The organism is Agromyces sp. NPDC055658 (genome assembly GCF_053618155.1).
In genome coordinates this window covers 35,243-58,623 of the sequence record NZ_JBSHHD010000024.1, presented here as the reverse complement: position 1 = coordinate 58,623, position 23,381 = coordinate 35,243, and the positions used below count along the sequence as shown (strand labels likewise).

Here is a 23,381-nt window from a genome sequence, read left to right as displayed (position 1 = left end):
CGCTACCGCAACCGGCGGAGCGGTCGACTGGCAGACTGGAGCCCGTGGCCTCCGACGAACCCGACCGCATCATCCATGCGGACAACCTCGCGGTGCTGCCCACCCTGCCCGACGGCCGGTTCACGCTCATCTACCTCGACCCGCCGTTCAACACCGGCCGGGTGCAGGCGCGCCAGTCGCTGCGTCACGTGCGGCAGGTCGAGGCGGATGACTCGGAGCCCGAGCCGGGCGCGGCGAACACCGTCAACACGATCACCGGGTTCGCGGGCAAGCGCTACGAGCGCATCCGCGGAGACCTGCTGCGCTACGACGACCGCTTCGACGACTACTGGGCGTTCCTCGAACCGCGACTCGTCGAGGCGTGGCGCCTGCTCGCCGACGACGGCACGCTCTACCTGCACCTCGACTACCGCGAGGCGCACTACGCGAAGGTGCTGCTCGACGCGCTGTTCGGGCGCGAGTGCTTCCTCAACGAGTTGATCTGGGCGTACGACTACGGCGCGAAGTCCAAGCGGCGCTGGCCGACGAAGCACGACACGATCCTCGTGTACGTGAAGAACCCCGAGCGCTACTGGTTCGACTCGACCGCGGTCGACCGCGAACCGTACATGGCGCCGGGCCTCGTGACCCCCGAGAAGGCCGAGCTCGGCAAGCTGCCGACCGACGTCTGGTGGCACACGATCGTCTCGCCGACCGGGCGAGAGAAGACCGGGTACCCGACGCAGAAGCCCGAGGGCATCCTGCGGCGCATCGTGCAGGCCTCGACCCGCGAGGGCGACTGGGTGCTCGACTTCTTCGCGGGGTCCGGCACGACCGGCGCCGTCGCCGCGACCCTCGGCCGCCGGTTCGTGCTCGTCGACGAACACCCCGATGCGATCGCCGTCATGCGCGGACGGTTCGCCGAGGTGGCGGGGGTCGTCTTCGAGTGACCGGGTCGGTCGACCTCATCGGCGACCTGCGTCGCCGGATCGTGTCGGGCGAGCTGCCGGCAGGCACTCGGCTGCCGAGCGAGCTCGAGCTCGCCGCGGCGCAGGGTTCCTCGCGCAGCGTCGTGCGAAGCGCGCTCGCCGCGCTCGCGCGCCAGGGCCTCGTCGAGTCGCGCCGCGGCGCGGGCTGGTTCGTGCAGGCGGCGAAGACCCAGGGGTTCGACCGCATGCGCTCGTTCACCCAGTGGGCCGAGGCCCAGGGCCGCGCGTCGGGCGGTCGGGTCGTCGCGAGGGAGGTCCGACGCGCGACTCCGCGCGAGGCGCGGCTGCTCGGCATCGGCACGGGCGACGAGGTGCTGCACATGATCCGCGTGCGCACGCTCGAGGGGCGCGACGTCATGGTCGAGCGCTCGACCTGGGCGCCGTGGGTGATGCCGCACGTCGCACGCATGCCCGACGATGCGCACTCGACCACGCGACGGCTCGCCGACGCCGGCATCGTCATCACGCACGGCAACCACCGCATCGAGGCCGTCGCCGCATCGAGCGAGGACGCACGGCTGCTCGGGGTCCGACGCTCGAGCCCGATGCTGCAGGTGCGGCGCGAGACGTACGCCGCGAACGCGCGCCCCGTCGAGTGCGGCGAAGACCGGTACCTGCCGCACACCATCTCGTTCGAGGCGCAGGCCGCCGGCACGGCCGAGTTGCCCGACGCCGGCTGAGACCCGGCCACGACCGGGCCGCGCACCCACTGTGCGCAGCGGGCCGACGAATCCGGCCCCGCTCGCGAATCCGCCGCCGCGCGGTCCCCTCACGTTCACCCGGCGGCCACCTCGGCTCGGTTTCGTGGCACCGTTCCGGCCCAGGTCACTCGAAGGACATATCGTGTCGCAGCCCGCCGTCCCCCCGTCCGATTCCGCCGTTCCCCGCCGATCCCGGCGTCGGTCGGCCCTCGTGGTCACCTCCGTCGCCGCCGCGACACTGCTCCTCACCGGCATCGCCGCCGCGCCTGCCCAGGCGCAGGCCGCGCCCGCCACCACCGCATCGGCCGTCGCGCCGTCGAACGGCGACGCCGAGTCGGCCGCCACCGCATCGGGCGCGGCCGACGCGCCCGTCGCCATCACCGGCCCGACCGACGCCGTCGTCGGCGACACCGTCGTCTTCACCGGCGGGGCCGGTGCGGCCGGCGACCTCGTCGTCTCGGTCACGAGCCCCGACGGCGTCGTGGCCGCCGTGAGCCCGGGCGACGACGGCGCCTACCGCTTCGTGCCCGCCGTCGCGGGCGAGTACACGGTCGCCTTCACCGTCACCGATGCCGAGGGCGGCATCACCGAGGAGACGCGCACCGTCACGGTCGGCGGAGATGCGACCCGGGCCCCGGCCGGTGCGCCGGCGTCCGAGGAGCCCTCCGCCGAGGCATCCGGGCCGTCGTCGACCGAGTCGGTCGTCGAAGCCCCTGCGACCGCCGCCGGCGAGCCCGACATCCGCTTCGCGGCGATCGGCGACATCCACAACAACTGGAGCGAGCTCGCCGAGGCGTACGACTTCTGGGCCGCCGAGAACGTCGGCACCGCCCTCTTCGTGGGCGACCTGACGAATACCGCGACCGCGAGCGAGTACGCCGGGCTGAAGTCGACGATCGACTCGAAGGCCGGCCTCGGCATCGACCTCGTCGCCTCGCTCGGCAACCACGACGTCAGCGCGATCTCGTCGTACGACCTGTTCACCCAGGCCACCGGCGGCCAGAAGCCGAACGCCGACTACACGATCGACGGCTACCACTTCATCACCGTCTCGCCGGGTGCCGGCACGCTCGACCCCGTCACGGGCAAGCCGTCGTCGGCGAGCTCGGGCAATTACGCCTACGCCGCCTCGTGGCTGCAGCAGCGACTCGCGGCCGCCACGGCCGAGGACCCGACGAAGCCCGTCATGGTGCTCGTGCACCACCCGCTGCAGTGCACGCACTACGTCTCGAACGAGTGGTACGGCACGGGCCTCTCGAGCGGTTGCGGCAACACCCTGCAGTCGGTCTTCGACGACTTCCCGCAGGCGGTCGTCTGGGGCGGGCACATCCACACGCCGCAGAACATCCCGACGTCGGTCTGGCAGGGCCAGGAGAACCGTGCCGGCGACAAGGCCGACAAGGGCTTCACGACCGTCAATGCACCGCCGCTCGCGTACTACGAGTTCGAGTCGGGCGTCGTGGGCACGAGCCCGACGAGCCGATCGAACGACACGACGCCCGACGACGCGGGCAACAACCGCCAGACGGCGGTCGTCGAGATCACCGGCTCGAAGGTCACGATCAGGAACTACGACCTGCTCGCCGATCAGTGGATCGACCAGACGTGGACGTGGGACGTCGCCGACTCGGTCGACACGACGAAGACGTACGACGAGCGCTTCCCGCTCAACAACACCCACCGCGCGAGCCTCTCGAAGGCGCCCGAGTGGAAGGCGGGCTCCGCGGTGACGGTCGACGGCATCGGCGAGGACAAGGCGATGGTCGCGTTCCCGCAGGCCGTGCCCGCTCCGAACACCGTGCAGGACATCGTGCACAAGTACCGCTACACGACGGTCGACGTCGCGACCGGGCAGACCGTGAACACCTTCCTGCAGTGGTCGGGGTTCTACAACCTGCCGATGCCGACGAGCCGCAACCACGAGGTGTGGAACCTGCGCCCGTCGCGACAGTACGAGGTGCGGGTCACCCCGATCAACGCGTGGGGCAAGGAGGGTACGGCGCTCACGGCGCGGTTCACGACGACCGGCTCGACCGGCCCGGTCGAGCCGCCGTTCGACCCCGAGATGCTCACCTTCGACGACCTGCGCGAGCAGGTGCCGACCGCCGATCTCCTCGATGTCGGCTTCGCCGACGGCAAGGCCGCGGATGCCTCGCCGAAGGCGTGGAACCTCACCGCAGGCGGCGCTGCCCGAGTCGCGGACGACGCCGACCTCGGCGCACAGGTCGCGGTCGGTGAGCAGGACGCGGCCACCGCGTTCAAGACCGCGCCCTGGAGCGACGCCGACTACGCGAAGCTGCAGGACGGCTTCACGATCGACGCGACGTTCAAGCTCGACGCGATCGACAAGCCCGTCGGCGGATACGTCGACGTGTTCGGCGGCATGCAGGGCGGCGGCGTCGGCCTCGAGGCGGTGCGAACGGCGTCGGCCACGACGTACGAGCTCGGATTCTGGTATTCGAGCCCTCGTCCGTCGGTCGAGCTGGAGTACGGCACCTGGTACCACGTGACCGGCTGGTACGACGGCACCGACGCCCGCCTCTACGTGAACGGCATCAGGGCGGTGACCACGGAGGACGTCTCGTTCCCGGTCAAGCCGAGCAACACCGCGGCGCGCTACATGGCGATCGGCGGCGACGCGAACGCGAGCGGCACCCTCGACGACGCGACGCTCGACGGCCGCATCGCCGGCGTCGAGATCTACAGCACGCCGCTGAGCGACAAGAACGTCTACCGCGTCGCGAACCGCGAGCTCAAGCTCATCGACGCCACGCCGCCGCAGGTCGAGGCCGAGCGGCCGGCGCCCGGTGCCTCCGCGGTCGTCGGTCGGCCCTACATCGCCCCGGCGCCGCAGGCGGTCGACAACTCGGGCCGGGTGAAGGTCGCCGTCGAGGTGACCGACCCGACGGGGGGTGTCGTCGAGGTGGCGCGCACCGACGACGGCCGGTACACGTTCACGCCGAGCGTGGCGGGCGCGCACACGCTCGCCTACGTCGTCACCGACGCGGCCGCCCGCCAGTCGCAGGCTTCGTTCACCGTGACCGCGGCGAACGGATCGGCCGAGCTGGCCCGGCTCCTCGAGCCGCTCCCCGCGGCCGACCTGCTCGATCTCGACTACGTCGGCGGCAAGCCCGTCGACCGGTCGCCGCGGGCGCACGCCATCACCGCCGGCAACGCGCCGATCGCGGTCGACGCCGCACTCGGCACCGAGGTCGCGACGTTCACCGGCAGCTCCGCCCAGGGCTCGCGCATCGCATGGTCCGACGGCGACTACGCCGAGACCGAGGACGGCTTCACGATCGAGTCGGTCGTCAAGGTGCCCGCGATCACGACCGAGCGCGACATGATCTCGAACACGCAGAGTGCGGGGCAGGCCCTCGAGATGCTGCCCGGCACGCAGCCGGGCAAGGTCTCGCCCGAGCTGTGGGTGCGCGTCGGCGGCAAGTACGTCGTCGCCCGTGCCGAGAACGCCGTCACCGCCGGGCAGTGGTCGCACATCGCGGCGACGTACGACGCCGCGTCGGGAGCACTGCGCGTGTTCGTCGACGGCCGCGAGGCCGGCACGGCCACCGCGACCGGCGGCGGCAAGGTGCAGAACCCGACGGGCGCAGCACGGTCGTTCGTCGTCGGCGGAGACATCTCGTCGTCGGGCACGGTCGAGTACCCCTTCGAGGGCACCATCTCGACGGCGAAGATCTTCGGCGAGCCGCTCGCGGCCGCATCGGTCGAGCGCCTCGCCGCGCACGCCCTGACGAGCAACGACACGACGCCGCCGCTCGTCGAGGTCGACCCCGCGCCCGCCGCGACCGCGACGGTCGGCACCGAGTACACGGTGCCCGCCGGCCTCGCGGGCGACGACTCGGGCTCGGTCGAGCTCACGATCACGGCGTCGGGGCCCATCGGCGAGGACGTGCCGCTCGAGCCGGGCACGATCGTGCCCCCGGCCGCCGGTGCGTACACGTTGCGGTACCTCGCGGTCGACGCCGCCGGCAACGACACCGCGGCCGAGTTCGACGTCACCGTCGAGGAGCCCGCGCCGGTCGCCACCGTGCAGCCGAGCGTCTCGGGAACCGCCGAGGTCGGCGGCATCCTCTTCGCGAAGCCGGGCGAGTGGGACGCCGAGGGCCTCGCCTTCGCCTACCGCTGGACGGCGGACGGTGAGGAGCTCGCGGGAGAGACCGGCGCGCAGCTGCAGGTCGACGGATCGCTCAACGGCGCCGAGATCGCGGTGACCGTGACGGCGAGCCGCCCGGACAGCGCCGACGGCACGGCGACCTCGAAGGATGTCGCGATCGCAGAGCTGCCGACCTGGCGCGCCGACCGCGCGTACGTCGCCGGCGACCGGGTGCTCCATGACGGCCGCGTGTTCGTCGCGCAGTGGTGGACCAAGGGGGCGACGCCCGGGGCGACCGCGAAGAACGGCAAGGTGAACGGCGCCTGGGCCGAGCAGGGGGTCGAGGTGAGCACCGTGAAGGGCATCGTGCGGGCCTGGACCGCGTCGTGGGTCTACACCGGCGGCGAGACCGTCGAGCACGAGGGGCGCCTCTATCGCGCCAAGTGGTGGACCCGCGGCGAGGCGCCCGGCACCGCGAAGCACCCGGCCTGGGCGGACCTCGGTGCGGCCTGAACCACGCCGCAGGGGGAGCGCGCGCCTCGTGCGTGCGCTCCTCTGCGCGGTCGCCGCGGTCGGGGCACTCGCGTCGGCCGTGCTCGCCCCGGCCGACCCGGCGGCCGCGCACAGCTACGCCGCGACCGTCTTCGCCGACGTCACCGAACCCGAGCCCGGCCTCGTGCGGACCGTGCTCGAGATCGAGTACGTGCTGCTCGCGACCGACGGCGCGCGGGCGATGGACGACGCCGGGTTCGAGGCCGACGCGTACGCCGACGTGCAGGCGTCGGGCCGCGATCCCCTGAAGCTCACGACCGAGGTGCTCGAGCGCCACTCCGACACGGTGCTCGGGTACGTCCTGCCGCGGTACTCGGTCGCGGTCGAGGGGGATGACTCGGCTGGGGCGGCCTGCCCGAACACCCTCGTCGAACCGTTCGCGATCACGATCCGCGACGGCGTGCCGCACGCCCGGCTCGTGATCGACGCCGACTGCCGGTCTGAGGTCGGCGCGGCCGCCGCCGTCTACCGGATCGGCACCGAGCTGTTCCCGGGAACGGCACCGGGCGGCAGGACGACCACGATCGTCAGCTACGACCTCGGCTCGGGAGCCGGTGTCGCGAACCTCGACACCGACACGAGCCCGACGATGACGACGACGCAGGACTGGGGCTCGCGGATGGGCGAGTTCCTGATCCTCGGCGCCGAGCACCTGCTCTTCGGACCCGACCACCTGCTGTTCCTGATCGCCCTCATCGTCGGTGCGAGGCGCCTGCGCGACATCGTCGTGGTCGCGACGGCATTCACGGTGGCGCACTCGATGACGTTCATCGCCGCCGCGCTCGGGCTCGTGAGCGTGCCGCCCGCGTTCGTCGAGCCGGTCATCGCGTTCTCGATCGCCGCCGTCGCGCTCTGGAGCGTCTGGGCGTCGCGACGCAGCCGGGGAGGTCTGGACGGCCTGCTGAGACGGCGCGGGAACGCAGCGAGCACCGGGGAGGTCGCTGCGGCCGCAGGAGCCCGGCCGGGCGCCACCCCGAACCCGGGCGGCGCCTCGGGCTCCGGCCCGCGCCGGGGCCTCGCCCTCCGCGAGCGCACGGCCGTGACGGTGCTGCCGACGGTGCTCGCGCCGCCCCGCGGGTTCTCGCGCGATGACTGGGTGCGGGTCGCGGTGGTCTTCGTCTTCGGGCTCGTGCACGGCGTCGGCTTCGCGGGTGCGCTCGGCATCGACGAGCCGTTCTCGTGGGGCCTGCTCGGCGCTCTGCTCGTGTTCAACGTGGGCATCGAACTGACCCAGCTCGTGCTCATCGCCGTGACGTTCCCGCTCATCGTGCTGCTGCGTCGCCGGCTGCCGGGCTCGCCGCTCTGGATCGAGCTCGGGGTCGCCGCGGTCGGGCTCTTCTGGTTCGTCGAGCGGCTGCTCGCCGGGGCCTGACCGGTGCCGAGGGCGCCGGGGCCTACGCCGACTCGCGCACCACGAGGCGCGTCGGCAGGATCGTCTGCTTCGGCACGTCGTCGTCGCCCGAGATGAGGCGGATGAGCAGCTCCGCCATCGTGCGGCCCTGCTCTTCCGACGGCTGGGCGACGGTCGTCAGCGGCACGGCGGTGCGGGTCGCGACGGGACTGTCGTCGAAGCCGACCACGGCCACGTCGTCGGGCACGCGCAGGCCGCGCTCGGCGAGCACGGCGAGGGCGCCGCTCGCCATCAGGTCGCTCGCGACGAACAACGCGTCGATGCCGGGGCCGTCGCTCCCGCGTGCGGAAGCGCCGACCCGGTCGAGCAGCCGACGGGTCGCGGCCGCGGCGCCCTCGGCGGTGAAGTCGCCCGACTCGACGAGGTCGTCGGGCAGCCCGGCCGCGCTGACCGCCGCACGGTACCCGTCGAGCCGGTCGACGCCCGCGCGCATGTCGAGTGGACCGGTGATCGACCCGATGCGACGCCGGCCGAGATCGATGAGGTGGCGCGTGCCGACCTCGGCCGCCGCCTCGTTGTCGACGTCGACGTAGGTCGCGCCCTCGACGAGCCCGTCGACCGGGCGGCCGCCGAAGACGAGCGGCACCGTCGAATCGGCGAGCACGATCTCGTCGCCCGTGTGGTGCGAGATCACGAGGGCGCCGTCGACGACGCCCGACTCGAGGTAGGCACGCGTCTTGTGCCGCGGATCGCTCGAGGCGACGAGCAGGTTGAGCACGTAGTCGCTGTCGTCGATGCGGCTCATGATGCCCTTGACGATCTCGGCGAAGTACGGGTCGCCGAAGAACGTCGTGACGTCTTCGGGCACGACGAGCGCGATCGCGTTCGACGAGCGGCTGGCGAGCGAGCGGGCCGCCCGGTTCGGCACGTAGCGCAGGCGCTTGACCGCGTCGTTGACCGCTGCGGCGACCTCGGGGCTCACCTTCGGCGAGCCGTTGACGACGCGGCTCACCGTCGCCCGCGACACTCCCGCGACGCGTGCGACCATCTCGAGCGTGGGGGCACCCCCCGAGGCATCCTTCGCCATGTCGTCAGTCTAGGTCGCGTGGCGCCGCGGCCCGCGGTCTCGATACGCGCTGCGCGCTCCTCGACCGGCGGGTGCGTGGTCTCGATGCGGCGCCGCGCGCCCGCTCGGCCGACCGGCCATCACAGCGCCCGGTCGCGGATGACGCGGGCGTACGCGTGCCCGCTGCGCTTGACCGTGCGTTCCTGGGTGTCGTAGTCGACCCGCACGATGCCGAAGCGCTTCGCATACCCCCACGCCCACTCGAAGTTGTCGAGCAGCGACCAGTAGAAGTACCCGTTGACCGGCACCCCCTGCTCGATCGCGTCGAGGATCGCCGCGAGGTGCGCGAGCACGAACGACTCGCGGTCGGCGTCGTCGACGACGGCGGCGCCGCCGGAGGTCGACACGACATCGTCGTACGCCGCGCCGTTCTCGGTGACGTAGAGCTCGACCCCGGCCGCGGCCGCGTATTCCTCCCAGATGCGGCGCAGCAGTCGGGTGAGCCCCTCGGGCTGCACCTCCCAGTTCTGCGCCGTGCGCGGCAGGCCGCGCTCGACGTTGTAGAGGTCGCGAGCGACCGGGTACGGGCTGCGGGTCGGGCGCGGGTTGCCGGGGGCGCTCGGCACCGGGGTGTCGGCCGGAGCCGGCGGCGTCGCCGAGACGAGGTCTCCGTGGTAGTAGTTGACGCCGAGCGCGTCGATCGGCGTCGAGATCAGCTCGAGGTCGCCGTCGCGCACGGCCGCCTCGAACCGGTCGACGGCCGCGGCATCCGCCTCGCGGATGTCGGCGACGATGTCGGCCGGGTAGCTCGCCCGGAACAGCGGGTCGAGGAACCATCGGTTGAACTGCCCGTCGAGCCGGCGCACCGCGTCGAGGTCGCGTGGATCGCTCGGGTCGGCGGGGTCGGCGACCGTGTGGTTGAGGGTGATGCCGAGGTCGAGCCCGGCGTCGCGACTCCGCAGCTCGCGCACCACCTGACCGTGGCCGAGCAGCAGGTGATGCGCGGCGAGCAGGCCCTCGGCGATGCTCTGATGCCCCGGCGCGTGCTCGCCGCCGGTGTACGAGAGGAACGAGGCGCACCACGGCTCGTTGAGCGTGGTCCACGCGGTCACCCGGTCGCCGAGCACGTCGTGCAGCGAGAGCGCGTACTCGGTGAACCGGTCGCTCGTCTCGCGCACCGTCCAGCCGCCGCGCTCCTGGAGCGCCTGCGGCAGGTCCCAGTGGTAGAGCGTGAGCCATGGCTTGATGCCGGCGCCGAGCAGCTCGTCGACCAGTCTCGAGTAGAAGTCGACGCCCGCGGGGTTCACGGGGCCGCCGTCGGGGCGCACCCGCGACCACGACGCCGAGAAGCGGTACGTCTGCAGTCCGAGCTCGCGCATGAGCGCGACATCCTGCGGCATGCGGTGGTAGTGGTCGCACGCGACGTCGCCGTGGTCGCCGCCGATCACCGCGCCGGGCACCCGGCAGAACGCGTCCCAGATCGAGGCGGTGCGGCCGTCTTCGAACGCGGCGCCCTCGATCTGGTAGGCGGCGGTCGCCGCACCGAACAGGAAGGTCTCGGGGAACGCGCGCGCCGGGGCCGTCGACGTGTCGGTCATGGACAGGTCCTCTCGAAGTCCGATGGTCATCCCTTGACTGCTCCTGCCATGATCCCTGAAATGAGTTGCTTGCCGGCGATGATGAAGAGAATCAGCAGTGGCAGCGTCGCGAGCACCGCGCCCGCGAGCACCACCGAGTAGTCGACGTAGCGGGCCGACTGCAGCTGGCTCAGCGCCACCTGCAGGGTCGGGTTCTGCGGCACGACGAGCAGCGGCCAGAGGTAGTCGGTCCACGCCGTCATGAAGGTGAAGAGCCCGAGGATCGCCATCGCCGGGCGGGCGGCCGGCACGCCGACGTGCCAGAACGTGCTGATCATCGACGCCCCGTCGACGCGCGCCGCCTCGATGAGCTCGTCGGGGATGACGTCGACCAGGTACTGCCGCATGAAGAACACGCCGAACGCGGTCACGAGCGTCGGCACGATCACGGCGCCGAGCGTGCCCGTCCAGCCGAACTGCTTCATGAGCATGAACAGCGGGATGATGCCGAGCTGGGTCGGCACCGCGAGCGTCGCGATCACGAACACCATGAGCCCCTCGCGGCCGCGGAACCGCAGCTTCGCGAACGCGTAGCCGGCGAGCGTCGAGAAGCTCACGACCGAGAGCGTGATGACGCTCGCGACGATGATCGAGTTGCCGAGCGCGAGCCAGAACGGCACGGTGTCGAGCACCTCGCCGACGTTGGTCCAGAACTGGCCGCCCGGCAGGAGCGGCGGCCAGGTGTCGGTGAGCGCCGACTTGTCGCTCGAGCCGATGACGAACGACCAGTACAGCGGGTACGCCCCGGCGACGAAGAAGACGCCGAGCAGCGTGTAGGTGAGCCAGCCCGGGCGGCGCTCGATGCCGAGCGAGCGCCTGCGGGGTGCGTCGTACCGCGCGGGCTTGATCGCGTCGCGGGTGACGACGGCCTTCGTGGCGGTCATGCGCGTTCCTCCGGACGTGGTTCGTCGAGATCTGGGTCGTCGAGCATCGGCTCGGCCACCATGGCCCCGGTCACGCCTCCGGCGCCGACCCGGGCGGTGAGGGCGGATGCCTCGGCGCGCGCCGCGGCGTGGGCGTCGAGCCTGCGTCGGGTGCTGCGCTTCGTGCGCTTCGCCTCGGCTCCCGCGATGCGCCGCGAGAGCCAGAAGTTCACGAGCCCGATCGCGACGATGATGAGGAAGAGCAGCCATGCGACGGCCGAGGCCTTGCCGAAGTCCTGCCGGTTGAAGGCGAGGTCCCAGAGGTAGAGCACGGTCGTCTGGTACTGCCGTTGCGGCCCGCCGGGCACGGAGCTCGTCGCGTTGAAGAGCTTCGGCTCCGTGAAGATCTGCAGGCCGCCGATCGTCGCCGTGATGATGACGAAGACGATCGTGGGCTTGATGCTCGGGATCGTGACCGAGAAGAAGCGGCGCACGGCGCCGGCGCCGTCGATGGCGGCGGCCTCGTGGATGTCCTTCGGCACGGCCTGCATCGCCGCGAGCAGGATGAGCGCGTTGTAGCCCGTCCAGCGCCAGTTGACCATGGTCGCGATCGCGATGTGGCTCGGGAGGGTCTCGGTCTTCCACATCACGGGATCGGCGCCGATCGTCGTGAGGAGGTTGTTGATGAGGCCGTACTTCTCGCCGAAGACGTTGCTGAAGATGAGGGTGACGGCGACGGGCGTCACGACGTAGGGGAGGATGACCGACAGGCGCCAGAAGGTCTTGGCGCGGATGTTCTGGTCGAGCACGGCGGCGATGACGATCGCCGCGATGAGCTGCGGCACCGCCGAGAGCAGGAAGATGCTGAACGTGTTGAACAGCGAGTTCCAGAACAGCGGGTCCTGGAGCTCCGCGGCGAAGTTCTCGAGGCCGACCCACTCGCCCGGGCCGGTGAGCAGGTTCCAGTCGTTCAGCGACACCACGAAGGTGTAGCCGAGGGGGAACAGCCCGACGAGTCCGAACAGCACGAAGAACGGCGCGATGTAGAGGTAGGGGGAGTACCTCACGTCCCAGCGGCTGAGGCGCTGCCGGGTGGTGAGTGCGGTGCGGTGCGCGGTGCGGTCGTGCTTCGCGCCGCCCGAGGGCGTGGGGGATGCCGCCTCCGCCGGCGGCGTGATGGTCGAAGTCATTCGGGGTTCCTCTCGTGAGGCGGGCCCTTCGGAGCGTTCCGAAGGGCCCGCGTTCACTTCGCCGGTCGGACTACTGCTGGACCAGCTGGTCGAGGAGGTCGAGCGCGTGCTGCCACGCGGTCGGGCCGTCGGCCTTGCCCGAGTCGAGCTCCTGGATCGAGGGGCCGAAGACCTGCTCCTGGATCACCGAGTCGTCCGGTCCCTTGTACTGGGCCACGACACCTTCGGCACGCGAGCCGAGGATCTCGCCGACCGGTGCGTCGTTGAAGAACGCGGTCAGTTCGCTCTCGCCGGTCACTCCGGCGTCGGCCTGCGCCTCGACGTTCGAGGGGAACGTTCCGGCGGCCTGGAAGGCCGCGACCTGCGACTGCGCGTTCGTCAGGTACTCGGCGAGCTCGGCCGCCTCCTTCGGGTGCTTCGAGGTGGTCGGCACCGTCAGGAACGCGCCGCCCCAGTTGGCCGCGCCGCCGGGGAAGACGTCGGCGAAGTCCCAGCCGGTCGTGGCGTCGCCGCCGCCGGCCTCGACCTGGCCCTTGACCACGCCGAGCATCCAGCCCGGGCAGACGAAGGTCGCGAACGAGCCGTCGGTGAACGCCTTGCCCCCGCCCCAGTCCCACTGGGTCTGGTTCGACGAGAGGCCGTCGGCCGCGCCCTGCGCGAGCAGGGCCCATCGGGCCTCGAGCTCGGCGTTGCCCTCGACGTTCAGTTCGCCGTCGGCGGTGTAGTAGCCCTCGGGCAGCTGGTTGACCATCGAGTTCCAGACGAAGCCCGACTGGTCGTAGAACGCCTTGCCGGTCTTGTCGTGATAGGCCTTGCCGACCTCGAAGAACTTCTCCCACGAGGCATCCTCGCCGCCGAAGAGGGCGGCCACGCCTTCGCGGTCGCTCGGCAGGCCGGCCTCCTCGAAGAGCTTGCCGTTGTAGCAGAGGCCCTCGGGGCCGATGTCGGTGCCGTAGCCGATGATGCGCCCGTCGGCGTCGGTGGCCTGCTTCACCTTCCAGTCGACCCACTGGTCGCTGAGGTCGTCGGCGCCGTAGTCGCGCAGGTCGGTGAACGAGTCGCTCACCTGCATGACCTTCGACAGCCAGCCCTCTTCGACGGCCTGCACGTCGGGAAGGCCCGCGCCGGCAGCCTGCTTCGTCTGCCAGTCGGTGAGGGCGTTGCCGCCGGTGTCGATGTTGGTGGCCTTGATGGTGATGCCGGGGTGGTCGGCCTCGTACTGCTCGTACAGGCCCTCGAGGCCCTGGGTGCCGAACGTGGTGACGGTGAGGGTGATGTCCTCGCCCTCGGCGCTCGCGCCACCGCCGGTCGAACAGGCGGTGGCCAGCAGTGCGATGGATGCCGCGCCGGCGATGGCGACGGCGCCCCGGGTGCGTCGTGAAAGCTTCACGGTCACTCCTTTGTGTGCGTGGTCGAATGGGGGATGATGCAGGAACAAGAGAGCGCTCTCTCGCTATTGTGAGAGCGCTCTCACACTTTCGGAAGGTGACTCTACGACGCGGTCTCCGCTGCTGTCAAGAGAGCGCTCTCACAGCGCCCCGGCCGCGGTGGGTGTTCGCCGCCCCGGGCGGCGGCGATGCCCGCCGCGCGTAGAATCGGCAGCGTGTCCGAACCCGCAGATCCTCCCGCCGTCGACGAGGCGGTGCAGCGACGGCGCATGACCGTGGCACTCGTGCTCATCGCGATCCTCGCGGCGATCAGCGTCGTCGTGGTCGGCGCGGTCGCCGGAGCCGGTTCGGGCTCGGCCGGCGCCACCGGCGGCGGCCCCGAGGCATCCGGCTCCGCGAGTGCGACGCCGCGGCCGGCGCCGGCGACCGCGCCGCCGCCCGCGAGCGTCGACACCTTCGATCGCACGGCGCACTCGCTCGACGACCCCGCCAGCATCTGGGTCGTCGTCAACCAGGTGCGCCCGCTGAACCCGCAGGACTACGTTCCCGACGACCTCGTCGAGGTGCCCGTCGCGCACAGCTGGGTGCCCGAGATGCGCCAGGAGGCGTCCGACGCGGTCGTCGCGATGTTCGCCGCCGCGGCCGACGAGGCCGACTTCTACCTGGCCTCGAACAGCGCCTACCGCAGCTACGACACGCAGGTCGAGCTCTACGGCGACGGCAGCGACCCGACGACCGCCCCGCCGGGGCACTCCGAGCACCAGACCGGCCTCGCGATGGACATCGGCACCGAGGGCGGCTGCACGTTCGAGTGCATGGACGACTCCGCCGAGGGCGAATGGGTGCGTGCGAACGCCTGGCGATTCGGGTTCATCCTGCGCTACCCCGCCGACAAGGTCGACATCACGGGCTACCCGCACGAGTCGTGGCACTTCCGCTACGTCGGGGTGCCGCTCGCGACCGAGATGCACGAGAAGGGCATCACGACGCTCGAGGAGTTCTTCGGCGTACCGGGCGGCGGCGCCTGATGAGCGATGCGCCGAGCGCACCCGAGCCGACGACGGCGCGGGTGACGCCGGTGCCGCACCGCGGGATCTCGCTGACCGTCCTCATCGTCAACCAGCTGCTGGCGGGCGTCGGCGTCGCCTCGGGCATCGCCGTCGCGGCCCTCCTCGTCGACGAACTCACCGGCGTCGTCGCCCTCGCGGGCTTCGCCCAGTCGTCGAGCGTGCTCGGCGCGGCCATCGCGGCGATCCCGCTCGCGAAGCTCGCCGTCGGGCGTGGGCGGCACGTCGCGCTCGCCACGGGCTACGCGCTCGGATGCCTCGGCGCAGTGCTCGTCATCGGCGCCGCCGTGAGCGGGTTCGTGCCGCTCGTGTTCCTCGGGCTCATGGCGTTCGGGGCCGGCACCGCGGCGGGCCTGCAGGCGCGCTTCGCCGCCACAGAGGTCGCTGCGCCCGGCTTCGAGGCGCGCTCGATGTCGCTCGTGCTGTGGGCGACGACGCTCGGTTCGGTCGCCGGGCCGCTGCTCTCCGACCTCGGCGACACCGTCGGCCAGGCCATCGGGCTGCCGGCGCTCGTCGGCCCCTTCCTGTTCTCGGGTGCCGCGTTCGCGTTCTCCGCGCTGCTCGTCGCGGCGCTCCTGCGCCTGCCGCAGGCCGGGCGGCTCGCGAGCGACGCCGGGGCGGACGAGGCATCCCCGACGCCGACCGGAGCGGCCGGTGCGGGCGGCGCCTCGAAGCCCATCGGATCGTGGCAGGCGATGCGCATCGCCGCGCGCAACCCCCGTGCGCTCTTCGCCATCCTCGCGATCGTCTGCTCGCAGACGGTCATGGTCGGCGTCATGGTGATGACGCCCGTGCACATGATGGCGCACGGGCTCTCGCTGACGGCGGTCGGCGTCGTGCTCAGCATCCACATCGTCGGGATGTACGGCGCCAGCCCCATCGTCGGATGGCTCGCCGACCGCATCGGGTCGGAGCGGGTGATCTTCATCGGCATCGGGGTGCTCGCCGCTGCGACGCTCATCGGCATCCTCGCGCCGGCCGACGACATGCTGCTCGTGCCGCTCGCGCTCGGCCTGCTCGGACTCGGCTGGTCGTGCGGACTCATCGGCGGCTCGACCCTCGTGACCGACTCCGTCTCGCAGGAGATCCGGGTGCCGTTGCAGGGCGCGACCGATGCGGCGATGAACCTCTCGGCGGCGGTCGCGGCGGCCCTCAGCGGCTTCGTGCTCGGCCTCGGCGGGTTCGCCGGCGTGTGCCTCGTGGGCGCGCTCGTGCTGCTGCCGCTCGTCGTGGCCGGCCTGCGCGCACGGGCTCGCGCCCGCGTCAGTTCCGAGCCCCGCGAACCCGCGAGCTGAGGGCCTCGAGCAGCGCCGCCGCCGTCGCGGCGTCGTCGACGGTCACGGTGAAGCGACGTCCGTCGCGGCGAGTGACCTGCAACGCCTCGCCGGCGCGGAGCACGATGCCGAACGACCCGTTCGGCACGAGCCGCACGCCCCATCCGCCGAAGTCCGCGGTCGGGTTGACCGTCGTGACCGCCGCCGACGCCACATCGTCGAGCGCAACGCCGAACCGCGGCACCCCCGCCGCCGAGGCGACGGTGAGCCCTCGATCGTCGACGCGCACCCGGAAGACGAACGTCGTCGCGGCGAGCAGCACGAGCAGCACGGTGACGCCGAGCATCACCCACCAGGCCGCGGAGCCCGTGGCCGCGACGACGACGGTGCCGAGCGCGAGCGCGACGATGCTCGCGACGATGGCGACCATCGCCGCGCGCGACATCGTGGTCGTGCTCACCCAGACGGCACGCTCGCCCGGGGCGAGTCGGAGCGGTTCGATCGTCCGGGTCGCCCGGGCGCCGGTCGTGACGTTCGGCTGCGCGTACCACCCGGCCGCGCCCGCGGCGACGCCGAGGAGGAGCGCGACGAGCATCGGGAGGCCGATGCCCGGGGCGTCGTGCGGATCGGCGAGGCCGCGCTGCAGGCCGAACGACCAGGTCATGCCGACCGTGACGAGCACGGTGGTGGCCAGCGAGGCGGCACCGAGCAGTCGCATCATCGGGCCCCAGTGCCCGTCGCGCGTGCCCGTGAGCATGATCGTCGCGAACAACGCGGTGAGCCCCAGGCCGAGCACGGCGGTGCCGACCGGAACGGTCCACGCCGGGGCGAAGGCGTCGGGCTCGCCGGTGCTGCTCCAGTGCGTCGCGACGGTGGCGGGCATGTCGGGCAGCCAGGCGAGCATGAGCGCGACGGCGACGAGCGTCAGCGCGACCGGGACGGCGCAGCCGACCACGAGGTAGCGGCGGCGGGCGGTGCGGACATCGTCGGATGCGGTCATCGGTACGTCTCCTTCACGAGGGCGGCGAGGGTGTCGGGGGAGAGCCCGAGCTCTTTGGCACGCGCGACGAGCGTCGCGACGTCGTGGTGCAGCTGCGCGAGCGGTTCGACGGCCTCGGTGACCACCGCGCCGCGACCGCGGCGCATGTCGACGAGGCCCTCCTCGCGCAGCGACTGGTAGGCCCGCAGCACCGTGTGGAGGTTCACGCCGAGCGAGGCGGCGACCTCGCGTGCCGAGGGCAGCTTGTCGCCGGCCCGCAGGCGCCCGGCCGCGGCATCCGCCCGCACCGATGCGGCCACCTGGGCGAAGATCGGTGTCTCGCTCGCGGGGTCGACGCGTATCAGCACGGCGACACTCCTTTCACAACTGTTCTATGACTATTAGAACAGTTGACGACGGGGTCCGCAACGTCGCGTGCAGGGTGTTGGGAGATCGCTCTCATCGTCTTCCCAGAGTTCGAGAGGGTTCCTCACAAACTCGCGTGGTGAGGTTTCGTGTCCCCCGAAACGCCGACCGGAACCCATCCCGTGTTCAAACGAATCTCCAAGACTCCGCCTGCCCCCATGCCGCAGCGCCGGCGCGCGACGTTCCGCGCGCCGGGCGCGATCGACCCCGCACTCCTCGCCGAAGGCGCGGAGGCGACGGTCGACGGCGACGGCGAGGGGGACTCGTTCGAGCACGCGGTGGAACCGGTCGGCACCCGGGAGGACTCGGCCGCGCCCGATACGGCCGAGCCCTCCCGTCCCGCGAAGGCTCGTCGCGGATTCGTGGCCGCGATGCGCGGTCGCGACGCATCGGCCGGTGCCGCAGCGTCCCCCGACGCGGCGCCGGCCGATCCGGAGGCTCCCGACGCCGGGACGCCGCAGGGTCCGGGTTCCGTTCCCCGTAACCCGGGCCCGCCGACGTCCCGTCGCCACGGCGACGGTGCAGTCGGGCCGGCCGACGGGCCCACCCGGCCGACCACGGCCGGCACGGCCGCCACGCCCGACCCGCCCGGTACCGACCCGGGCGACCGCCACCCGCGGCACCGCGCCGACCACGCGCGCAACCGACGCCCGTCGAGCGGTGCGCGCCGGCTCGTCGCGCTCGGCGCGACGACCGCGCTGTTCGGCGTGACCGCCTTCGGCGCCGTCGCCTCGGCGATCGCTCCCGACGGGTCGGCGATCGCCGTGACCGCGGGCGGCGTGCCGGGCTCGACGAGCACCGTCCGCGCGGCATCGCCGGAGGCGGCGGCGGCCCGCGACGAGATCGTCTCGACGGCGGCGCTGGCCGACGAGCGGCCGACCATCACGAGCGGGCTCTCGACCGCGTCGGTGCCCTTCACGGGCGGCACGAAGGTGACCGTGACCGGTGAGGGACTCGACCAGGTCGGCGGGGTGACGGTCGCGGGAACCGCTGCGACGATCGTCGCGGCCGACGAGAGCACCGTGACGTTCGCGGTGCCGGCGACGTCGGCCGACTCGCTCGGCGGCGTCGAGGTGAGCTTCTCGGACGCCGCGGGCAACCCGGTCCCCGTCGAGGCGTCCGCCGCGTCGGTCGCGGCCGGCGTCGACGTGCCGTCGGCGTCGACGAGCGACCTCTCGGGCATCGTCGAGGCGTCGACGAACGAGGCGCCGACCGCGCTCACGCTGAACTACACGACCGACCCCCGCATCGACGCGCAGGTCGGCTACGTGCTCGCCCACTGGAGCGACTACAACTCCGACGCGTACACCGTCCTGAGCGGTGTCGACTGCGCCAACTTCACGAGCCAGTCGCTCATCGCCCGCGGCTGGAAGATGAACGACGGCTGGTACTACGACCACGCGACCGGCGCCATGTCGCCGAGCTGGGCCAGTTCGACCGCGCTCCGGGACTACCTGCTCGGCCGCACCGACCTCGCCACCGCGCTCGACGACTCGCAGCGCGGCCTCGTCAAGGTCGGTGACATCGCCCAGTTCGACTGGGATGACTCGGGCGATCGCGACCACACGGCCGTCGTGACCCGGGTCGTGCACTCGGGCGGCACGACCCGCATCTGGGTCGGCGGCCACACGAAGGACGCCGACTACTGGGACGTCGACGAGGCGCTCGCGTCGGGCGGCTCGGTCACCTACTTCTCGCTGAAGTAGGCGTCAGACGTCGAGCGCGCCGTCGACGATGCGCTTCGCCTCGGCCTGCACGAGCTTCAGGTGCTCGGGCCCCTTGAACGACTCGGCGTAGATCTTGTACACGTCCTCCGTGCCGCTCGGCCGCGCGGCGAACCAGGCCTCGGCCGTCTCGACCTTCACCCCGCCGATCGCGGCGTCGTTGCCCGGCGCCTTCGACAGCTTCGCGCTGATCGGGTCTCCCGCGAGCTCAGTCGCGGCGATCGCGTCGCCGTCGAGTCGGCCGAGGGCGGTCTTCTGCGCGGCGTTCGCCGCGGCATCCACCCGCTCGTAGGCGGGCTCGCCGAAGCGCTCGACGAGGTCGGCGTACAGCTCCGACGGCGACCTGCCTGTGACCGCGCGGATCTCGGCCGCGAGCAGGCACAGCAGGATGCCGTCCTTGTCGGTCGTCCAGACGGTGCCGTCGAAGCGCAGGAACGATGCGCCCGCGCTCTCCTCTCCGCCGAAGCCGACCGAGCCGTCGACGAGCCCGGGCACGAACCACTTGAAGCCGACCGGCACCTCCCAGAGGCGGCGGCCGAGCGACGCGGCGACCCGGTCGATCATCGAGCTCGACACGAGCGTCTTGCCGATCGCGGCGTCGTCGCGCCAGCCCGGTCGGTGCGCGAACAGGTACTCGATCGCGACCGCGAGGTAGTGGTTCGGGTTCATGAGCCCGCCGTCGGGGGTGACGATGCCGTGCCGGTCGGCGTCGGCGTCGTTGCCGGTGAGCAGGTCGTACGCGCCCGCCTTCGCGACGACCGAGGCCATCGCGTTGCGGCTCGACGGGTCCATCCGGATCTTGCCGTCCCAGTCGAGGGTCATGAACGACCACGTCGGGTCGACGCGCTCGTTCACGACGGTGAGGTCGAGCCCGTATCGGTCGCGGATCGCCGCCCAGTAGTGCACGGAGGCTCCGCCCAGCGGGTCGGCGCCGATGCGGATGCCGCTGCGCGCGATCGCCTCCATGTCGATCACGTTCGCCAGATCGGCCACGTACGCGCCGCGGAAGTCGTAGGTCTCGACGCCGCTCGGCTCGGCCTGGTTCACGCCGCGCAGCCCGCCCTCGATGAGCTCGTTCGCGCGCGCCGCGATCCACGCGGTCGCGTCGCTGTCGGCCGGTCCGCCGTGCGGCGGGTTGTACTTGAAGCCGCCGTCCTGCGGCGGGTTGTGCGACGGCGTGATGACGATGCCGTCGGCCTCGCCCTCCGCGCGCTTCGCGGGGTCGTTGTTCCAGGTCAGGATCGCGTGCGAGAGCGCCGGCGTCGGCACGTAGTCGTCGAACTCGTCGACGAGCACCCGCACCTGGTTGCCGACGAGCACGTCGAGCGCGGTCGTCTGGGCGGGGGCGCTGAGCGCGTGGGTGTCGGCGCCGATGAAGAGCGGGCCCGTGATGCCCTGCGCCGCGCGGTACTCGACGATCGCCTGCGTGGTCGCGAGGATGTGGTGCTCGTTGAAGCTCGTCGTGAGCGACGAGCCGCGGTGGCCCGAGGTGCCGAACGCGACGCGCTGCCCGGGCACCGACGCATCGGGTTTCAGCTCGTAGTACGCCCTGACGAGCGCCTCCACGTCGATGAGGTCGGACTCGATGGCCGGGGTTCCCGCTCGCTCGTGCATGCCCCCCAGTCTGGCACCGCGCCCCGCGATGCGGGAGGGACCGGGCGTCCCGCAGACGGGCCGCGATCGTTCGACGCGTCCGCCCCGCATGGGGCGGGACTCACCTGAGGAATGGGACTGCGCCCGCCACCGGCCGGGACATCACATCGAGACGGCGAGCGCGTGCACGCCCGTCGCGACCGCGTAGATGGCGACGCCCGCGAGCGCGCCGACCACCGTGCCGTTGATGCGGATGAACTGCAGGTCGCGCCCGACCTGCAGCTCGAGCTTCTCGGTCGTCTCGCGCGGGTCCCAGCGCTCGACGGTCTCGGTGATGACGCCGGCGATCTCGTGCCGGTAGTTGCGCACGACGTAGGCCGCGGCATCCGTCACCCAGTCGTCGACCTTCGCCGCGAGGGCGTCGTCGGTCGCGAGGCGGGTGCCGACCTCGACGATCGCCGCGCGCAGTCCGGTGCGCAGCTCGCTCGAGGGGTCGGCGAGCCCGTCGACGAGGGTCGCCTTCACGGCGGCCCACGCCTCGCCCGCGAACTCGCGCACGCGCGGGCTCGCGAGCAGCTCGGCCTTGAGCCGCTCGACCCGGGCGATCATGGCCGGGTCGTGCTGCAGGTCGTCGGCGAGCTCCGCGAGATAGCGGTCGATCGCGAGGCGCAGCGGGTGCGCGTCGTCGGCGCGCACCGCGCGCACGAAGGCGAGCACCTCGCGATGCGCGCGGTCGTCGACGAGGCGGTCGACGAAGCCCGGCACCCACCGCGGCAGCCGCTCGGAGACCATGCGCCCGAACGCCTCCGGGTGCCCGGCGAGCCACGACTCGGCCTTCTCGAGCACGGCGTCGACGGCGGCGCGCTGCTGGTCGGCCGCGACGAGCTGCGCCCCGATGCGGCCGATCGCCGGCCCCCACTCGGGCTCGAACAGGTGGCGGCGGGCGAGGCGTTCGATCACGTCCTCGACGTCGTCGTCGCCGAGCATCGTGAGCACGCCGCGTGCGGCGACGGAGGCCTCGGCGGTCACCCGTTCGGCGTTCTCGGGCGCCGCGAGCCAACCGCCGACCCGCCGCGAGATGCCGATCGAGCGCAGCTTGCCGAGCACGACCTCGTCGGAGAGGAACTCGTGCTCGACGAAGGCCCCGAGGCTCGCCCCGATCTCGTCCTTGCGCCGCGGGATGATCGCCGTGTGCGGGATCGGCAGTCCGAGCGGATGGCGGAACAGCGCCGTGACCGCGAACCAGTCGGCGATCGCGCCGACCATCGCGCCCTCGGCGGCGGCGCGCACGTAGCCCATCCAGGCGATCTCGTCCTGCAGGGCGAACGACACTGCGAACACGACGGCGGCCACCGCGAGCAGGCTCGTCGCGACGCGCTTCATACGGCGCAGCGCGATGCGCCGCTCCGCATCGCCCGGCACGGCCCTCGTGATCGCCGCGGTCTCCACGTGGGCAGTATCGCAGTCGGCTCCCGCCCCGCTCGTTAGGCTTGGCGCATGACGACGGATGCCTCGGCGACGCCCCCTCACGAGACGTACTCGTATCTCGGGCCGGCGGGCACCTTCACCGAGGCGGCGCTGAAGCAGGTGCCCGAGGCGGCGGGCAAGCACTGGCGCCCGGTGAACAACGTCGGCGAGGCGCTCGCCGACGTCGTCGAGGGCCGTTCGACGGCCGCGATGATCGCGATCGAGAACTCGATCGACGGGGGAGTGAGCGCCACGCAGGACGCACTGGCGACCGTGCCCGGCCTGCGCATCGTCGGCGAGTACCTCGTGCCGGTCAACTTCGTGCTCGTCGCCCGCCCGGGCACGACGCTCGCCGAGGTCCGGGTCGTCAACGCCCACCCCGTCGCGTACGCGCAGTCGCGCGGCTGGCTCGAGCGCGAGCTGCCGAACCACGGGCACATTCCCGCGACGAGCAACGTGCAGGCCGCGGCATCCCTGTTCGAATCGGCGCAGGCCGACGCGGCCGTCGCCCCGCCCGGCATCACCGAGCACCTCGACGTCGACGTGCTCGCCCGCGACATCGGCGACAACCCCAACGCGGTGACCCGCTTCGTGCTCGTGAGCCGGTCGCGCGTCGTCCCGGCGCCGACGGGCGCCGACAAGACGAGCCTCATCGTCGAACTGCCCGACGACGAGCCGGGCGCGCTGCTCGACATGCTCGAGCAGTTCTCGACGCGGGGCGTGAACCTCTCGCTCATCCAGTCGCGGCCGATCGGCGACGCGCTCGGCCGGTACCGCTTCGTGATCGATCTCGAGGGGCACGTCGAAGACGAGCGGGTCGCCGACGCGCTGCTCGGCCTCCGCCGCTACTCGCCGAAGGTGATCTTCCTCGGCTCCTATCCGCGCGCCGACCGGCGCGAGATCGAGTACCACTCGAAGTACGATGACGAGATCTTCATCGAGGCCCGCGACTGGTTGCGCGGGCTCTTGAGCGGCGAACCCGACGGCGCCTGACGGCGGCGCGGGCTCACGGAGGGGGTCG

The 23,381-nt window shown here is 72.1% G+C and carries 17 protein-coding genes; 8 read left to right on the top strand and 9 right to left on the bottom strand.

Features of this window, described 5'->3' with window-relative positions; genetic code table 11:
- Positions 1 to 44 precede the first annotated feature (44 nt).
- The 4 genes from ACWGPE_RS12615 (at position 45) to ACWGPE_RS12600 (ending at position 7,707) form a co-directional block, all read left to right on the top strand.
- Positions 45 to 929 carry a DNA-methyltransferase gene (locus ACWGPE_RS12615; protein ID WP_231428949.1) on the top strand — a complete coding sequence of 295 codons (885 nt, stop codon included), beginning with the start codon at positions 45 to 47 and terminating at the stop codon, positions 927 to 929.
- Complete coding sequence (locus ACWGPE_RS12610; RefSeq protein ID WP_376929859.1) at positions 926 to 1,648, top strand: GntR family transcriptional regulator; 723 nt, start codon at positions 926 to 928, stop codon at positions 1,646 to 1,648. Before ACWGPE_RS12615 ends, ACWGPE_RS12610 begins: the two co-directional genes overlap by 4 nt.
- Positions 1,649 to 1,880: 232 nt before the next feature.
- Positions 1,881 to 6,296: a LamG-like jellyroll fold domain-containing protein gene (locus ACWGPE_RS12605; RefSeq protein ID WP_452048812.1), complete on the top strand. Its 4,416-nt coding sequence runs from the start codon at positions 1,881 to 1,883 to the stop codon at positions 6,294 to 6,296.
- Between the two features lie 28 nt (positions 6,297 to 6,324).
- Positions 6,325 to 7,707, top strand: a complete 1,383-nt coding sequence (locus ACWGPE_RS12600) for a HupE/UreJ family protein (RefSeq protein WP_231428946.1) — start codon at positions 6,325 to 6,327, stop codon at positions 7,705 to 7,707.
- A 22-nt stretch (positions 7,708 to 7,729) separates the two neighbouring features.
- On the opposite strand, the gene ACWGPE_RS12595 is transcribed toward ACWGPE_RS12600, so the two are convergent.
- From ACWGPE_RS12595 to ACWGPE_RS12575, 5 genes are all read right to left on the bottom strand, one after another.
- Positions 7,730 to 8,773, bottom strand: a complete 1,044-nt coding sequence (locus ACWGPE_RS12595; protein WP_231428945.1) for a LacI family DNA-binding transcriptional regulator — start codon at positions 8,771 to 8,773, stop codon at positions 7,730 to 7,732.
- Between the two features lie 119 nt (positions 8,774 to 8,892).
- The gene (locus ACWGPE_RS12590) at positions 8,893 to 10,350 is read right to left on the bottom strand and encodes a GH1 family beta-glucosidase (protein ID WP_231428944.1); all 1,458 of its coding nucleotides are present in this window, start codon (positions 10,348 to 10,350) and stop codon (positions 8,893 to 8,895) included.
- Between the two features lie 26 nt (positions 10,351 to 10,376).
- On the bottom strand, positions 10,377 to 11,273 hold the full coding sequence (locus ACWGPE_RS12585) for a carbohydrate ABC transporter permease (RefSeq protein ID WP_231428943.1): 897 nt from the start codon (positions 11,271 to 11,273) through the stop codon (positions 10,377 to 10,379).
- Complete coding sequence (locus ACWGPE_RS12580; RefSeq protein WP_231428942.1) at positions 11,270 to 12,442, bottom strand: carbohydrate ABC transporter permease; 1,173 nt, start codon at positions 12,440 to 12,442, stop codon at positions 11,270 to 11,272. Before ACWGPE_RS12580 ends, ACWGPE_RS12585 begins: the two co-directional genes overlap by 4 nt.
- Positions 12,443 to 12,512: 70 nt before the next feature.
- Entirely contained in the window at positions 12,513 to 13,832 is a 1,320-nt protein-coding gene (locus ACWGPE_RS12575) for an ABC transporter substrate-binding protein (protein ID WP_231428941.1), read from the bottom strand.
- A 213-nt stretch (positions 13,833 to 14,045) separates the two neighbouring features.
- Here ACWGPE_RS12575 and ACWGPE_RS12570 point away from each other — a divergent pair, with 213 nt between their 5' ends.
- Positions 14,046 to 14,858: a M15 family metallopeptidase gene (locus ACWGPE_RS12570; RefSeq protein ID WP_231428940.1), complete on the top strand. Its 813-nt coding sequence runs from the start codon at positions 14,046 to 14,048 to the stop codon at positions 14,856 to 14,858.
- Entirely contained in the window at positions 14,858 to 16,192 is a 1,335-nt protein-coding gene (locus tag ACWGPE_RS12565; RefSeq protein ID WP_275506084.1) for an MFS transporter, read from the top strand. The genes ACWGPE_RS12570 and ACWGPE_RS12565 overlap by 1 nt, the downstream gene beginning before the upstream one ends.
- Here the strand turns inward: ACWGPE_RS12565 and ACWGPE_RS12560 are convergent.
- Together ACWGPE_RS12560 and ACWGPE_RS12555 are read right to left on the bottom strand one after the other, a co-directional pair.
- On the bottom strand, positions 16,161 to 17,171 hold the full coding sequence (locus ACWGPE_RS12560) for a DUF1648 domain-containing protein (protein ID WP_452048811.1): 1,011 nt from the start codon (positions 17,169 to 17,171) through the stop codon (positions 16,161 to 16,163). The two genes, ACWGPE_RS12565 and ACWGPE_RS12560, sit on opposite strands and share 32 nt — an antisense overlap.
- Positions 17,168 to 17,518, bottom strand: a complete 351-nt coding sequence (locus ACWGPE_RS12555) for a GntR family transcriptional regulator (protein ID WP_231428937.1) — start codon at positions 17,516 to 17,518, stop codon at positions 17,168 to 17,170. Before ACWGPE_RS12555 ends, ACWGPE_RS12560 begins: the two co-directional genes overlap by 4 nt.
- Positions 17,519 to 17,734: 216 nt before the next feature.
- Between ACWGPE_RS12555 and ACWGPE_RS12550 the strand changes: the two genes are divergently transcribed.
- Positions 17,735 to 19,282, top strand: a complete 1,548-nt coding sequence (locus tag ACWGPE_RS12550) for an amidase domain-containing protein (RefSeq protein WP_452048810.1) — start codon at positions 17,735 to 17,737, stop codon at positions 19,280 to 19,282.
- Between the two features lie 3 nt (positions 19,283 to 19,285).
- On the opposite strand, the gene pgm is transcribed toward ACWGPE_RS12550, so the two are convergent.
- Together pgm and ACWGPE_RS12540 are read right to left on the bottom strand one after the other, a co-directional pair.
- Positions 19,286 to 20,914, bottom strand: a complete 1,629-nt coding sequence (pgm, locus tag ACWGPE_RS12545; RefSeq protein ID WP_452048809.1) for a phosphoglucomutase (alpha-D-glucose-1,6-bisphosphate-dependent) — start codon at positions 20,912 to 20,914, stop codon at positions 19,286 to 19,288.
- 141 nt (positions 20,915 to 21,055) lie between these two features.
- Positions 21,056 to 22,342: a DUF445 domain-containing protein gene (locus ACWGPE_RS12540; RefSeq protein WP_452048808.1), complete on the bottom strand. Its 1,287-nt coding sequence runs from the start codon at positions 22,340 to 22,342 to the stop codon at positions 21,056 to 21,058.
- Positions 22,343 to 22,390: 48 nt separating this feature from the next.
- On the opposite strand from ACWGPE_RS12540, the gene pheA reads away from it, so the two are divergent.
- Positions 22,391 to 23,353, top strand: coding sequence for a prephenate dehydratase (pheA, locus tag ACWGPE_RS12535; protein WP_231428933.1), 963 nt, complete (start codon positions 22,391 to 22,393; stop codon positions 23,351 to 23,353).
- Positions 23,354 to 23,381: the final 28 nt, after the last annotated feature.

Coding starts and splice junctions, on each gene's coding strand:
- pheA (WP_231428933.1), top strand. CDS start 22,391: ATGACGACGGATGCCTCGGCGACGCCCCCTCACGAGACGTACTCGTAT.
- ACWGPE_RS12565 (WP_275506084.1), top strand. CDS start 14,858: ATGAGCGATGCGCCGAGCGCACCCGAGCCGACGACGGCGCGGGTGACG.
- ACWGPE_RS12590 (WP_231428944.1), bottom strand. CDS start 10,350: ATGACCGACACGTCGACGGCCCCGGCGCGCGCGTTCCCCGAGACCTTC.
- ACWGPE_RS12585 (WP_231428943.1), bottom strand. CDS start 11,273: ATGACCGCCACGAAGGCCGTCGTCACCCGCGACGCGATCAAGCCCGCG.
- ACWGPE_RS12580 (WP_231428942.1), bottom strand. CDS start 12,442: ATGACTTCGACCATCACGCCGCCGGCGGAGGCGGCATCCCCCACGCCC.
- pgm (WP_452048809.1), bottom strand. CDS start 20,914: ATGCACGAGCGAGCGGGAACCCCGGCCATCGAGTCCGACCTCATCGAC.
- ACWGPE_RS12550 (WP_452048810.1), top strand. CDS start 17,735: ATGCCGCAGCGCCGGCGCGCGACGTTCCGCGCGCCGGGCGCGATCGAC.
- ACWGPE_RS12560 (WP_452048811.1), bottom strand. CDS start 17,171: ATGACCGCATCCGACGATGTCCGCACCGCCCGCCGCCGCTACCTCGTG.
- ACWGPE_RS12595 (WP_231428945.1), bottom strand. CDS start 8,773: ATGGCGAAGGATGCCTCGGGGGGTGCCCCCACGCTCGAGATGGTCGCA.